This window comes from Lapidilactobacillus wuchangensis, assembly GCF_003946645.1.
Lineage (GTDB): Bacteria > Bacillota > Bacilli > Lactobacillales > Lactobacillaceae > Lapidilactobacillus > Lapidilactobacillus wuchangensis.
This window is the reverse complement of sequence record NZ_RHOU01000002.1, coordinates 87,053-101,720: the sequence shown is the minus strand read 5'-3', so window position 1 is coordinate 101,720 and position 14,668 is coordinate 87,053. Positions and strand designations below refer to the sequence as shown.

At 41.8% G+C, this 14,668-nt stretch carries 12 protein-coding genes; 5 read left to right on the top strand and 7 right to left on the bottom strand.

Annotated features, from left to right (window positions below):
- Positions 1-552: 552 nt before the first annotated feature.
- The 3 genes from EKM82_RS02460 to EKM82_RS02450 form a co-directional block, all read right to left on the bottom strand.
- Complete coding sequence (locus tag EKM82_RS02460; protein ID WP_225419648.1) at positions 553-2,271, bottom strand: Cna B-type domain-containing protein; 1,719 nt, start codon at positions 2,269-2,271, stop codon at positions 553-555.
- Between the two features lie 369 nt (positions 2,272-2,640).
- The gene (locus EKM82_RS02455; protein WP_125766744.1) at positions 2,641-5,019 is read right to left on the bottom strand and encodes a Cna B-type domain-containing protein; all 2,379 of its coding nucleotides are present in this window, start codon (positions 5,017-5,019) and stop codon (positions 2,641-2,643) included.
- A gap of 213 nt (positions 5,020-5,232) precedes the next feature.
- A complete protein-coding gene (locus EKM82_RS02450) occupies positions 5,233-5,706 on the bottom strand; it encodes a GNAT family N-acetyltransferase (protein WP_125766743.1) in 474 nt (157 codons plus the stop codon).
- Between the two features lie 224 nt (positions 5,707-5,930).
- Between EKM82_RS02450 and EKM82_RS02445 the strand changes: the two genes are divergently transcribed.
- The 4 genes from EKM82_RS02445 (at position 5,931) to EKM82_RS02435 (ending at position 9,171) form a co-directional block, all read left to right on the top strand.
- A complete protein-coding gene (locus tag EKM82_RS02445) occupies positions 5,931-6,629 on the top strand; it encodes an SGNH/GDSL hydrolase family protein (protein WP_125766742.1) in 699 nt (232 codons plus the stop codon).
- A gap of 379 nt (positions 6,630-7,008) precedes the next feature.
- A complete protein-coding gene (locus EKM82_RS11230; RefSeq protein WP_164508059.1) occupies positions 7,009-7,197 on the top strand; it encodes a hypothetical protein in 189 nt (62 codons plus the stop codon).
- Between the two features lie 398 nt (positions 7,198-7,595).
- Positions 7,596-8,603, top strand: a complete 1,008-nt coding sequence (gene asnA / locus EKM82_RS02440; protein ID WP_125766741.1) for an aspartate--ammonia ligase — start codon at positions 7,596-7,598, stop codon at positions 8,601-8,603.
- A 97-nt stretch (positions 8,604-8,700) separates the two neighbouring features.
- Positions 8,701-9,171 (top strand): DUF2975 domain-containing protein, encoded by a 471-nt coding sequence (locus EKM82_RS02435; protein ID WP_125766740.1) that lies wholly within the window; start codon positions 8,701-8,703, stop codon positions 9,169-9,171.
- Positions 9,172-9,691: 520 nt separating this feature from the next.
- On the opposite strand, the gene EKM82_RS02430 is transcribed toward EKM82_RS02435, so the two are convergent.
- Both EKM82_RS02430 and EKM82_RS02425 read right to left on the bottom strand, forming a co-directional pair.
- Complete coding sequence (locus EKM82_RS02430) at positions 9,692-10,195, bottom strand: hypothetical protein (protein WP_125766739.1); 504 nt, start codon at positions 10,193-10,195, stop codon at positions 9,692-9,694.
- Positions 10,196-10,247: 52 nt separating this feature from the next.
- Positions 10,248-11,558 carry a hypothetical protein gene (locus EKM82_RS02425; RefSeq protein ID WP_125766738.1) on the bottom strand — a complete coding sequence of 437 codons (1,311 nt, stop codon included), beginning with the start codon at positions 11,556-11,558 and terminating at the stop codon, positions 10,248-10,250.
- 197 nt (positions 11,559-11,755) lie between these two features.
- Here EKM82_RS02425 and EKM82_RS02420 point away from each other — a divergent pair, with 197 nt between their 5' ends.
- Positions 11,756-12,325 (top strand): nucleotidyltransferase family protein, encoded by a 570-nt coding sequence (locus tag EKM82_RS02420; RefSeq protein WP_125766737.1) that lies wholly within the window; start codon positions 11,756-11,758, stop codon positions 12,323-12,325.
- 82 nt (positions 12,326-12,407) lie between these two features.
- On the opposite strand, the gene EKM82_RS02415 is transcribed toward EKM82_RS02420, so the two are convergent.
- Positions 12,408-12,926 (bottom strand): GtrA family protein, encoded by a 519-nt coding sequence (locus tag EKM82_RS02415; RefSeq protein WP_125766736.1) that lies wholly within the window; start codon positions 12,924-12,926, stop codon positions 12,408-12,410.
- A 149-nt stretch (positions 12,927-13,075) separates the two neighbouring features.
- A complete protein-coding gene (locus EKM82_RS02410) occupies positions 13,076-14,425 on the bottom strand; it encodes a PTS transporter subunit EIIC (protein WP_125766735.1) in 1,350 nt (449 codons plus the stop codon).
- Positions 14,426-14,668 lie beyond the last annotated feature (243 nt).

Here is a 14,668-nt window from a genome sequence, read left to right as displayed (position 1 = left end):
TTGGCGGCTGACGCCAAGATCCCTCCATTCCGTCTGGAGTTGAATTTGCACACTCAATTACTGCGAGTGGTTAAGACAATTATGGCGGGATTAATGAGCTAAATTTCAATTGTGGTCATAGTTGAATAGTGGTTAAAAATAGCCTGATTGACAGTTTCTAGTTGCACTAGAACTGTCAATCAGGCTTTATTGGTGGCAAGTTTCACCCTTCTAAACAGTGGCGATTAACTTTGTTAGTTTAAGTGGTGGACTAATGATTGTCATGAATAGCTAATTACAGGCTGTAACATAAGTTGAAATCTGGCACGATCTTACTAGACTGCCCTTAAATACTAGCAAAGATAGGGTGAACTAAATCAACTCCAGACGGAATGGAGGGCATGGTTGTCAGCCGCCAAATTGTTCTTAGTGGCTATGCCGCTTAGAACAAGGCTTGTATTTGAGATTGTTGCGCTAGCAATAAGCTCAAATCAATGCCGGCCGCGTTCCACGCCAAGCAGCCCGGAATGGAGTCAGACACAATTCTGTTTCAGACTCATGTCACAGTTCAACTCATCTCGAGCGTCGTTTTAAATACCGGCTCAGTAACGTTGTTGCTCCTAAGGCGAGCAGTAAAATTGCATAGGTACTCATGAATCGTTGAATAGTTTCGCCGGTTTGTGGCAAAAGTGGCTGCTGCTTGGTCGCTGGTTTTTCTGGTTTTTGATTAACTGGTGGCTGTTTAATTAGATTACCTTTGCCACCACTATCAACCAACGTGTTCACTAAATCATAGCCGTTGACCGTGGTTTGATAATCAGGGACGGCTGTTTCAGCAATCTCATATTTAATTTGTTGGCCTGCTTGATACTTTGGTAAACCTGTAAATTGATATTGCCAATTCTCAGTCGCATTAACCATTTGACTCTTGATCAATTCGCCGTTAGCCAATAACTGCACTTCAATTTTGGTTGGCCGTTTGCCGGCTGCATCAGCTTGATCTTGCCAGGTTTTCGTACCCGCAATGGTGATTAATTCAGGTACATGAACGTTGGTGATGTTCGTTCCAGAAATAACGCTTTGATAACCAGCCGGTACTTGGGCTTCCTTGACTGTGTAATTGATCAACTGGCCTTGACTATATTTGGGCTTGTTGCTAAAACGATATTGCCAATTATTCGTGGCCGTCACTACTTGGGCATCAACTTTAACTTGATTGGCATACAACTCGACCACAATTTTGTCAGGTCGTAATCCATCTTGATCATCAGCATCGGCCCAACTTTTCTGACCGGAAATTGTAGTCACACCAACTTGACCGTTGGCATTGCCTTTCGCACCTAAATCAACTTGTGCAGATGAAGTACTGTTTTCAGTATTCTGGTCAATATTCGTTTCTTCACCATCACCAGTTCCCGGTCGTGTCGCCGTAATACTGGCCGTATTTTTCAGCGAAATATCCTTACCCGCGGTTAAATAATCTTCATCAGTAATCGTCGTCGTATAAAAAATATTGACCGCTTCAGTCATTGGCCCATGCCAAACCAGCTTCAGCGTCTCGCCATCAGTTTCGATTGTATAGTTTTCTGGAGGCACTGGCTGATTAGAACCCTGATACTCAACACGAATTGAATCAAGGTCCAAAGTTTGGTTGGACGTGTCCAAAGTGTCGATCACAGTCACATTATTTAAAGTGTCCCCTTGACTATTAATCAGAATTTGCCATTGCGCCTTAGTGTGATAACCAGCTTCATTCAACTCATCCAGCGCCCAACCCGCCTTCAAAATATAGAGGTCATCTCCGTCGATTGGCGGTTCTTCACCAGCTTTAGTGCCTTTGATTGTAAAATTCAAATCACCATGACGCTCTTCAGTATGTGTGCTGTAATAATCATTAAAAACAATTTGACCGCTACTTTCACCTTGACGACCAATAAAGGTACCGACCACATTACCGTCTGGATCAGTAATCTCAACTTGATAATTCTGTTGAAAAGCGGTACCAGCTGGCAAATTCAAAGTGGCATAGTCGCCATCATTAATTGCTAAACCATCAGCAATTTGCCAATGATAATTGATATTCTCGCTATTCCAAATCGTCCAATCACTGGCATCAATCGGCCGGCCTTGACTGTCTTTTGCGTCTAAACTACCTAAGCCGTCAACCGTAATTTCTTGACCAGCTCGCGTTGCCGCCGACAAAAAATAAGTCGGTAAATACAGAAATTGGCTGATCAGTGTCACCATGACTACCAATACATAAAACCAATGACGCTTGCTAATTTCCTGCATATTTTTCAAATGAATCTCCCCAATAACTTTGATTTTCATCGGCCGTTAAATAATTTTTTAATTATTCATGGCTTCAAAATTTAGTTATATTCTAGCATGAATCACAAGCTCACTACCGTCGATTCACCAGCAGAAAATCGCCTTTCGCGGGAAAGTGACTAATTGCTACTTAGTTTGTACCAAATTCAACCAAGAATTTGCGAACCAAATAAAAATACCAGCTCGACCTAAAACAGCGGTCAAGCTGGTATTAAATTTAATTCATCTTATTTTAGTTGGTTAGTTTCACAGCCAGCAAGCCAGGAGTGGCGTCAAAACCAGTTCTGTTTATCAACCTCATTCACAGGCGCTTCTGACTGAAAAAAGCATTTAATTTGACCATTCCACGCGCCGTAATAAAGTACAGCCACCGAGAATAATTAAGAAAACACCTAAGACAACTGCTAATTGATTCGTTACTTCACCAGCTTGTGGTAAAGCTCGTTGCTTGGTTGCCAATGGCTTTGTTTTTGCTTGAACGCGGTTTGTGGCAACTGTTTTAGCATTTTTGGGAACAGTTGGTAAAACTGGTGTTTGTGGTGTGATCGTCTGTGGTTGTTTCGGTTCAGTTGGTGTGACTGGCACATTAGGTGTCTTCGGCAAGTAAGTGTTACTAATGTCAAAGCCGGTAATTTCAGTCTGATAATTAGTCACCGCATCTTCTGTAACCGTATAAACAATCTTCTGTCCATTTTGATAAACTGGCAGCGGATCAAAACTGTATTGCCAGTTATCTTTAGCGGTAACTTTCTCACTGGCAATGGTCACGCCATCAGCCACTAAATTAACAATAATTGACTCTGGCCGTTGATGAGCCTGGTCATTATTATCTTGCCAAGTTTTAGTGCCAGTGATGGCTGTGGTTGCCGGTGTGTGGGTGTTAGTAATATCGTTACTGCCCTTAGCTATCGACGTCGTATACCCGTCAACAGCATCTTCAGCTACCGTATAAGCGATTGCCTTCCCCGCTTTGTTCAGCGGCAAATTAGTAAAACTATACTGCCAATTATCTTGAGCAGTCACTACTTTAGTTCCGACTTGCTGACCATCAGCTAATAAGTGAACGGTAATCTGGTCGGGGCGCTGGCCATCTTGATTATCAGCATCGTTCCAAATCTTTTGCCCACTGACTGTAGTTGTTTCAGGCGTGTAACTATTGGTAATATCGTAGCCGTTGATAGTACTAGTGTAGTCATCCACCTTATCTTCAGACACTGTATACTTAATCTCTTTACCAGCATGATAGACTGGTTGATCAGCAAAAGTATATTTCCAGTCGTCAGCGGCGGTCACCGTTTTGGTGCCAACTTGGGTGCCATCAGCTAATAAGTGAACAGAAATTTTTTCAGGACGTTTGCCATCTTGATTATTGGCATCATTCCAAGTCTTTTGACCGCTGATCGTGGTGACGGCATCTTGATAGGTATTGGTCAGATTCATTCCATCAGCTACACTCGTGTATCCCGCCGGCAAATTAGCTTCAGCGACATGATACTGAATTAATTTTCCTTTGGTTGAATCATACTTAGGTTCATCTTTAAACTCATATGACCAAGTGTTGGCATCTCCTGAAGCAGATGCCGTAACTGTTTGCTGATCAACTAAATCATCAGTGCCGTTACCATCTTTGTCGCCCCATAATTGAACCGTAATTTCGGTTGGGCGCTTACCATCATTATTATTGTTATCGGCCCAAGTTTTCTGACCATCAATTGTCGTTTGACCTTGGTTACCGCCGGCTGAACCACTGGCTCCGAGGTTTACCACTCCGGTAGCATTACGATTATCAGAATCAACAATCACTGCCTGACCACCATCAGGCGTCGCTTTGTTACCTGTTAGCACCGCGCTGTTCGTTAATGTAATTGGCGAACCTAAATTAAGATAGGCATCACTGGTGATCGTGGTCGTATACAGGATATTCAAATTATCGGCCAGTGTATCGTGCAACCATTGAAAAGTAAGCACGTTACCACTAATACTGATCGAATAATCAGTGCCTTCAACTAAGGGTTCCTTAGTTGTCTGGTTAGTCACAGAAATTGAATCTTCGTCTAAAGTTTGAATAGTGGTATCAATTGTATCAACAATTTTAACGTTAGAAAGTGTTTGTTGCTTAGAATTAACTGCCAGTTGCCATTGGACCTTTTTATAAACGCCCTTTGTTTCACTTGTGGGGTCACCCCAGCCAGCTTTGCTTAACAGCGTGTCAGCACTACCACCAGACGTACCATCAGGTGTTTTGGTGCCAGCAATCGAGAACTTTAGCTGACCATTGCGACCTTCATTGAGCTTTGAAAAGATATCATTAAAAACTAACGTACCAGTTTGATCACCCTTTTTGGCAGTAAAGTTACCCACAACTGTGCCATTATCAGTAATGGCAAATGAGTAATCCTCCTGGAAGGTAACATTATTGGGCAAAGTCAAGGTGGCATAATCGCCATCATTAACTGGTACCCCATCAGCAATTGACCAATCATAAACAACCGAATCTTTATTTTCAGTGGTCCAATTGCTCGTATCTAGTGGTTGACCATTCACATCTTTAGCATCAGCACTGGTCAAACCAGAAACCGGTGCCGGATTGCCTGAACTTGTCGCCGCAGCAACAAAAGAAGCTGGCAAATATAGGAATTGGCTGATCACGGTGATCAACACAACTGCCATATAAATCCAGCGTTGTCTAATTTTATAACCATTACTCATATTACAATCGCCCCAATAATTAAACTCAGTTAATCAGTCCGGCTTTGGTTAAATTTAGTCCCCACAATAATTATTAAACACTAATCATTCGCTAAATTAGCATCAGCTTTTTGGCATACTTAACTTAACTTTATTGTAGCATAAAAGTAATATGTTATTACAGAATTTTATATTAGTTTAACCATACTCTAATGATAAAAAAGCGTATTCATTTTATTTACGCCATTTTTCTAAACGATACAGCTGTTCTTCGTCTGGTTGTTCATGACCCGATTTAAACTGATAACCGAATTTCTGATAAAATTTCAGCGCCGTAATTGAAGCCGGTATTTCAATTCTTTTAGCTTGCTTGAAATAGGTGTCATTTTCCAGTGTTTGCATAATTTGCCGACCAATTCCCAGACCTTGTGCTTCTGGGGCAACAAAAATATTGAATAGGCTCATTTCATCGGTTTTATCCCAATAAGGGCCAATTGCTCCAACGCCAACTAATTGTTGTTCCTGATAGAAAACATAAAAATGAGTGGCTTGGGCTTTCTTAATAAAATAAGCCGCCGTCAATCGCTGTACATCATTTTCAATATATTCGGCAGGATAATCGTGACGATTGGTGACACGCAAGGTATGAGCAACCAACGCGGCCACTGCATCAGCATCTTTCACTGTAAAAATTCGACTATTAACCATCAGCTAATGCCTTCTTTGATTTGTTTATTCAAAATCGTACACCGTCGCGACACTTTCGACAATAATTAAATTTTTGATATGTAATTGAAGCCACTGCTTTTCATACTACATTTTCTTAAACGTGTGAGGAGCAGCAGCTGCTCCCACACTCTTTTTCGGTTTGCCATCTTTTTGAAAGCGCCTTATACTAGGAGAATACTGATTAGAAGAAGGTTTATTGTTTAATGGAGCGATTACAACACAAAGTACTTTACGGTTTTGGCGATTCTTTAATTTTTGGTCATGAATTACATATTGGCATGTTAGATGATTTTGCTCAACGCCATCAACTAGATTTCCACAATTTTGCAGCTAATGGGGCCACGGTTATTCCCACCCAGCCATCTGACCATACTTGGTCTAGCGACAATCATGTGCCAGATTTAGTCACCCAGATCAATCAGGCACCGGCGACAGCTCCAGACTTAATTATTTTTGACGGGACAACGAATGATGCGATTTCTTATGTTGATCAATTGCATCCCCTAGGCGAAATTGCCGGTGATTTTAAAAAAGCTAGTTTTGACGCCAACACTTACTGTGGCTGTTTTGAATTAGCTTTGACCCGTTTGCGCGAACGTTACCCACTAACGCCGGTTTATTTCGTTGGGGTGCATCATATGCCTTCAATCCCACTAGCGCGCCAAGATCAGGTTCAAGCAACTGCTGCTGCCATTTGTGGCAAGTGGGGTATCCCAGTGATTGATTTATATCATGGCGGCCAAATCAATACTTTTATTCCGGAAATGGCGCAACTTTATTCTTATAATAGTGGTGATCATCCTCATGATGGTGGTGATGGGACTCATTTGAACGCCGAAGGTTATCAACGTTACTACACACCAATTCTTGAAGCGACAATTACACCAACATTTAATTACTAGTCGCTCCTTAACTAGTAACGGCAGGGGGCGTGGAACGCTGTGGCCGTCGATTTGAACCAATTCCAAACCAAATTGTTTCAAATTCGAGGCTTATTCTAAGCGATAAATCGCTAAGAATAATTTCACAGCTGACGCCAATCGCTCAGCCCCTGCCTAGTTAAACTAACAGAATCCAGCACCACTAATTTAGAAGAACAGATTGCAGAAACTAACTAGGCCTGTTTAACAATTTTTCTGGATAAAATACTAGAAACTGTCAAGCAGGCTTAGTTTTGGGCACTATATGGTTGTTATGACAATTCAAATTAAGTTGATTAGTCCCACTATATTGCCTTAAAATCTAGCAATGATAAAATGCACTAACTCAACTCCGGACGAAATGGAGGGATCTTGTCGTCAACTGCCAAATTATCGTTGGTGCTTTAGCACTTACGATAAGACCTGTATTGAAGATTTTTTGCAAAAAAAGGCTTCAAGCAGCGTCGGCCGCGTTCCACGACAAGAAGCCCACAATGGAGTCAAAACCAGTTCTGCCTACCAGCCACACTTTAATAAAGAACCTTTTTAGCCAAGATTAATTAAGAAAAGTTATTGCTGAGATATTTACAAAGCCAGTCGCTTCATGCTAAGATACTGGCAACAAGATAACAACGACCATAAGTGAGCTCAGTAAGTTAGTTGGTCTGAACAGTGACTTAGGAATAGTGAAAACCTAGGCAGCTACCTACTATTCTGAATAACCCTTGCTTTGTTTCTAACCGAATTGTTTCGAGAGATCATGACATAGTAGGCTTAGACGTTCCTGCAACGTTACCAGTGGCAGCAGATGTTTGTCTGCTGATTTGAGCTGGTTTAGTTGAGCTAAACAACTTGGGTGGTACCGCGAAAAAAGTCTTTCGTCCCTAGATCATGGGGCTGAAAGACTTTTTTTATTTTCCCTAATAAACATTAAAGGAGCAACTTGCCATGCATTTAACTATTCCTCAAAACTATGATCCCAAATTATCCGTTCGCGATACCCAAGCGGCGATTCGTTATATTCGCGAAACTTTCCAGGATGAATTTGGTCAAGAATTACAACTTTCACGTTTATCAGCACCAATGTTCGTTGAACAAAGTACGGGCCTAAACGACAACCTTAATGGGATTGAACAACCTGTCTCCTTCACCATGAAAGATTTACCGGACCAAACGATTGAAATCGTTCATTCCTTGGCTAAATGGAAGCGTGTTGCCTTGAAACGCTATGGCTTCCAACTGCACCAGGGACTTTATACTAATATGAACGCGATTCGCAAGGATGAAGACCTGGACAATATTCATTCGATTTACGTTGATCAGTGGGATTGGGAAAAAATTATTAGCCGTGATGAACGTAATTTAACGACGCTAAAACAAACAGTGCAGCAAATTTTTAAAGTCATTAAACATATGGAACACGAAGTTTGGTATAAGTTCCCCCAAGCTGTTCATCATTTACCTGATGAGATTCATTTCATCACCAGCCAAGAATTGCTGGACCGTTATCCAGACCTGGCACCAAAAGAACGCGAAAATGCAATTTGTCAGGAATTAGGTTGCGTTTTTCTGATGCAAATTGGCGATACGTTGACGAATGGCCAACGTCACGATGACCGCGCCCCTGATTACGATGATTGGCAATTAAACGGCGATATTTTATTCTGGTACGAGCCCTTACAAAAAGCACTAGAAATTTCTAGTATGGGCATTCGCGTTGATGCTGAGGCGATGCAACGTCAACTTAAAATTGCGCACCAAGAACAACGGCTGAGTTTGCCTTACCACCAAATGATTTTGAACGGCGAATTGCCCTACACCATTGGCGGCGGCATTGGCCAATCACGCCTATGCATGTTATTGCTCGGCAAAGCTCACGTCGGTGAAGTCCAGGCTAGTGTTTGGCCCCAAGCCATGATTGACGAATGTGCAAAACATCGGATTCAAATTCTTTAATTAAGTGATAACTTTTATTTAAAAGCAATTGATTGGTTGCTTTTAAATGTGATTTTAATTACAATTGTCCTATCAAATTGGAACCGAGTGATTTCTAATGAAAATTAAAACACTTTACCTCAAAATCATTTTAGGACTCAGTGCTCTTTTTATTGCCGGCTATACAACACTATTAACAATAATCATGATTAATTCTCCAGATGAACGGGCCCTTTTTACCGACCAAGTTTTCTTCGAAATTGCTTTGTATCTGACCGCGTTCATTAGTTGGGCAGCAATTTATTTTGCATATCGAATCTTACGCTTGATTGATCAACAAAAAGCCTTCACCACGGCCAACTTGCACTTTCTTCGACAGCTTCGCTATTTGGCAATTAGTGAAACCATTGTTGCCATCGGCCTGGCTGTGCCTTTCTTTCATTTCGGCATTTCTGGCATGCCCTTTGCCTTTCTCCTCGGCTTCACTATTTTATTAATTCCAATTATCATTGCAGCTGTTATTGCTGTCGCGGAGAAATTATTGGTCCAAGCAATTCAGTTACAGTCTGATTCTGACCTATTACTTTGATGAAAGACCTATTGTCAAGCAATGTTAAATTAGGCTACTTAGCTTGGTTAGATTAAATTGCAATGCTAGCGAAGTTAGCTATCACCCAGCAACCACCTGATCAAACTAATAAAATTGAGCCCCACTATTTGCATAAACCAGCGTGCAGCACAAAAATGGTGTGACAACTCTATTCTCAGTAGAGATTGTCACACCATTCTTTTGCTGTTCAACTATTATTACAAATTAAAGTTAGTAATGAGCCCCACTACCACTGCCTTAACCACCAACAAAGTTGAAGTGATCCACCTCAACTCCAGACAGAATGGAGGGCGTGGTTGTCAGCCGCCAAATTATACTTAGCGATTTATCGCTTAGTATAAGGCTCGTATTTGAAACAATTTGGTCTTTAATTGGTTCAAATTGATGCCGGCAGCGTTCCACAACCAGCAAGCCCGCAATGAAGTCAAAACCAGTTCTGTTTTAACATCCCCTTCAGCATTCAGTGGTTTGGCGTTTTAATCAGTAATCCAATTCATTCTTAATAGTGCATTGGTCGATTGGGACTGGCCAGCATTAAATCGCTGATCACCGCCAGCTTAGCAGTGTCACCAGCGCCTTTATTTTCCTGACGGTAACTGTCGGTTAATGAATGGCTATAAACCTTCTGGTAGTCGTCCAAATTCAATTGGAAGTAAATGCAGCCGTCCTCATTAACACATGCCATTTGGCGATAGTCCAAGCCAGCGTAATCATCCAAATCTTCGACAAAGGAAATGCCGACTTCATATTGGCCATTGCTGAATTTATGTTCATGCTCATCTTTCAATTCATAATTCAAAGATTTCATCGCTTCGATCAATTCTTTCCAGCCAGACTTTAAGAAAGGTTTCGGCACCAAAATATCAATGTCATCGGCATCGAAAGTCACGTCGCTGATTTTCCATAATCCTAGTGAACCATATAAAGTTGGCATCGTCCGCAAATCACGGTTGAAAGTCTTGCCAATTCGTAAAAATTCAGTCATCAAATCTTGTTCACGCATCGTAAATTTCTCCATTCATTTTTTTATTTTTATCAAAGCAAGGAATCATTAACTATTTAGTAAAATCAAAATCTAATGGCGGCACCACAGCATCATCAGCCACCATTAGTGCTTGCGAGTTCTGGCCTCTAGTAGCAACTTCGCCACTGATACTGAAAGCATCAATTTCCGCCTGATTTTCAACACTGATGCTGGTTACCTTAGCCCCAGTTGTGCAAACATCGCCAGCAATCGCCAAGTTTTCAACATGGCCGCCACTTTTAACACTAATGGCATAGGCTGGTAGTTGCTGCAGCACACCCTTAACTAAGGAACGGCCAACACTACCATGTGTGGTTAAATGGCCGCGAACATGGAGCTGACCAACCTCTTTGGAAATTTGAATCCCAATCGAACCATCACCAAAAGTTTCAATCGATTGGAAAATACCTTCGCGCAAAGTCCCGTCATATTGGTTATAACCCCGTGCACCAAGCCCGAAAGTTTGGATTGCCGCCGTAAACTCGATGCGATTAACAATGCCGAAATTAACAAAGCCAATTCCTGACGGGCCATAAGAAGTAACCGGGCCATTAACCCGCCAGTGATCAACACTGCCCCAAGCGTCCAGCACCATATCATTAACGCCATAAGTCACTGTTTCGCCATGTTGGACAATTTCTTTAGCGTAGGCGCCATAAACGATAAAAATAGCGCCGGTAATAATATTGGCCACACCTTCAGGAATTAAACCAGTACTATAAACATGATTGGTCATTAGCATACTGACTTCAACGCGGCCGCCTTGATCACCAGCGCCGCTAATAAAGACACCGGAGCCAATGACCGGCGCATTTTTCTGGCCGATTGTCAGATGTTGGGCTTTTAATTTAATGCGACTGTCCGCGTTGGGATTAAAATTATAAACTGTTAGCGCACCTTGCAAAACATTAACACCATATTTCTGTGGTTGCTCCAAATACTTGCGCGCATCAGCAGCAACAATATTAACATTATCAAGTGAAAGCGCCGCCCACAAGCTCCCCGCGCGCATAATAAAAGAAAATTGACCGACGATCGTTAAATCTTCAAAGACAAACGAGCCTAAATCTTCCGTTTGACCGGCATTATAAATCGCCCGCTGATCAACGGCGGTTTGAATATTAAGATTACGAATTTGGTTGTTGCTAGTCACGCCAATTCCATCACTGGCAGTAAATAGCAACATTGGCACGGCCAAGTTTTCCTGGACTGCACCATTCAGCACCACACCAGCCGGTAATTTAAGCGAATGTAAAGCAATAATATTGCGCGTGATGGTGATTTCTGTGGCTTCAGCTGTAATGGCCTGAACCAACTCCCTAAAGTTCGCAACTTGCACCATTTCGTTCAACATCCTTCCCTTTTTAAAGACAGTCTACCGCGCCCATAGAAGCTGGCTCAATTAATTAAGCTCCACTACAATCACTTTCTTGTCTAGGCCGGTCACCATTAAAACTGGACTAAGATGTGGAACGTCGCAACAACTATGGACGTGGTATGATGGAGCCGATAGTTAATCTTTCAGAGGGGACACCTAGCATGCTTAACGAAGCAGCATTAAAGCGTTTGATTATTCAGCAACCAGAATTATTTGAAATTCTGCAAATAACGGCCACATTGAATTTAGCCGACAGTTGGCTGTGCGCTGGTAGCTTACGCAATTTTATTTGGAATAAATTGGCTGGTCGACCACCATTTGATCAACAAAGTGATGTGGACATTATTTTCTTTGATCGAACAATTTCCTACGAGAAAACAGTCCAGTTAAACCGGCAATTGCGCCAAGCACAACCGAAATATAACTGGGAATTAAAGAATCAGGCCTTTATGCATCACCATAATCCTCACACCGCACCCTATCATTCAAGTCGTGATGCAATTCGTCATTTCCCAGAGCGTTGTACTGCCATTGGCGCTCGTTTGAATCCGCGCACGCAACAATTAGAATTATTTCTGCCCTATGGTTTGGCTGATATAACTCGGTTTGTAATTGCGCCAACGCCCTATTTCGCCAATGATCCCGAGAAAATCGCTGTTTTCAAACAACGAGTTGCTAAAAAAACTTGGCAGCAGCAATGGCCACAACTACAAATTGTCCTGCCACAATAACACTAGCAAATAAAAAAAGACCTTAACAATTATTTTTCAAAATTGTTAAGGCCTTTTTTAATGATTGATACCCGTAAATGGATTATTTTGCTTCCTGCTCAGGATGATTTTTAAAAATAAAGAACTTGGATAAAATGTAGTTGCCAATAATGGCCAAGACTTGACCGACAACTTTCGAAGCCGTGCCATTACCACTTAACAGCGTAATGCCGACCCATAAAGTCGCGGATTCAATTAGGAACGTTAACAGCCGCGTGCCGTAGAACGCCAACATTTCGCGACCAACTGTTTTCGATTGGTGGCGAAAAACAATCACGCGATCAACCCAAAATCCGGTTTGAACACCTAAAAACCAAGCCACAATATTCGCAAATTGATAATTTAAATGTAAGGCATTGTAAAGAATGAAAAACGTGCCAAAATTGACGATTACTGAAACAACGCCCCAAAGCAAATAACGAAACGCTTGCTTCGCATTGCTTTCAGTCGCTACTGGATCAGCTTGTGCTGAAAATACTGGTTCAGCGTCATTGATACCTTCAGAAACCCCGTCTAAAATTTTCACGAATTGATTGTCATTAGTATTTGTTTGCTTAGTCATAAGATTATTCTCCCGAAATTATACTCACTCCTTTATATTAAACCTTTTTACGACTATTAAAACAATTATTGTGCCTTTAATTACCGAAATCATTTAAAAATTAATCATCATTATTAACGGCCACTTGGCGCTTCAAAACAATCGGCAAGTTAATCCTGAGCACCATTTATTTCTTCAGTAAATAACTTGCGATCATAGAGTTTGAAAAATGGATAGTAAATGATGATCGACAAAATTAAATTAACGAATGCTAAAACAACGGCACCTAAATTGCCACTGGTCCCGATCCAGGCGCCGATCCCCACTGGTAATATCCAAGCCATCGCCGAATTAACCACCGACACCCAACCAACTTTTATGGCGAAATAGGCCGTCGACGCTAACACAATTGGATTCACGAGGAACGGAATAATCAAATAAGGATTGTAAACAATTGGCGCCCCAAAGATCACCGGTTCATTAATATTGAAAATTCCCGGCACAATGGCGGCCCGTCCTAAAACTTGTAACTGCTTTGACTTGGCATTAAATAACATCAACAAGACTAGCCCCAAAGTGCCACCAGCACCGCCAATGAAAACCCACATATTAATAAAGTCGCCAGCAAAAACATGGTGCGCCCCGTTAATATTTTCGGTCAGTAAAACCAACAAAATCGGGTTCACAAAACTGTTTTTAATAATCGCGGTACCGTGAACACCAACAATCCATAATAAATGAATCAACAAGAGGATCACAACCATGCCGAGCCAAGAGCCAGTCAGATTTTGGACAAAACCAAAAGGAATTAGCAGCAGTGCGTGCAAATCAGTGCCTAATAACCCGAGAATTGTAATAATGGCGATCATCACGAAGGCAATTAAAATGGCCGGAATCAGTGAAGCAAAAGAACGACTGACCCCTTCTGGAACACCGGCCGGCATTTTAATCGTCCAATGATAAATCACACAAAGCCGATAAAGTTGCACCGCCAAAATGCCTAAAATAATCGCAATAAAAATCCCGATCCCACCAAAGCGAGTCAACCAACCATTGGTCAACGACACACCACTCACCGAGCCCGTGTTAGCCTTAATTGCGGTCGTCATTCCTGTTGCCGTGCCATCTCGCCAAGTAATCGTCGGAATCGACATTAGGAATGCGAACAACGACAGAATCGCCCCAGTAAAAGCATTCAACTGTGTTTCGCCGGCATTGCGGTACTCTTCAATATAGTAATAGCCCACAGCCAACGAATAATAAATCGCAATTGAACCTAGTGCCATCGTATTTCCTAAAGAATAAAAACCACTGAAGCGCAAAATCGTCTGTTGAAAGAATTTTGCGCCAGCTGGCAAAATTTGCGGTAAATTATTTAGAATTAAAAATATTGACGCCACGATGGTAAACGGTACCGCCGCCAAACTAGCATTCATAATCCCCCGAATGACTTTCGTATTGGCAACTTTATTTAGCGGTGGTAATAACCGTTGCTCTAAAAAGTTAAAGAATGATTTCATTGCTGTTCCTCCAATAATTAGTTTGCCCCATTAGTCTCATTATATCGGAGCCGCCTGACCATTGAATAACAAAAAGACTTGCTGGTTGCGGAACGTGGCCGATGTTGATTCAGTCAATCGAAATCCAAAGTTCAAAAGCATTAAACCAGGTGAATACGATCAAACAGAATTGAGTCTGACTCCATTCCGGGCTGCTTGGCGTGGAACGCGGCCGGCCGCAACGGAGTTGTTCGCCATTCTGTT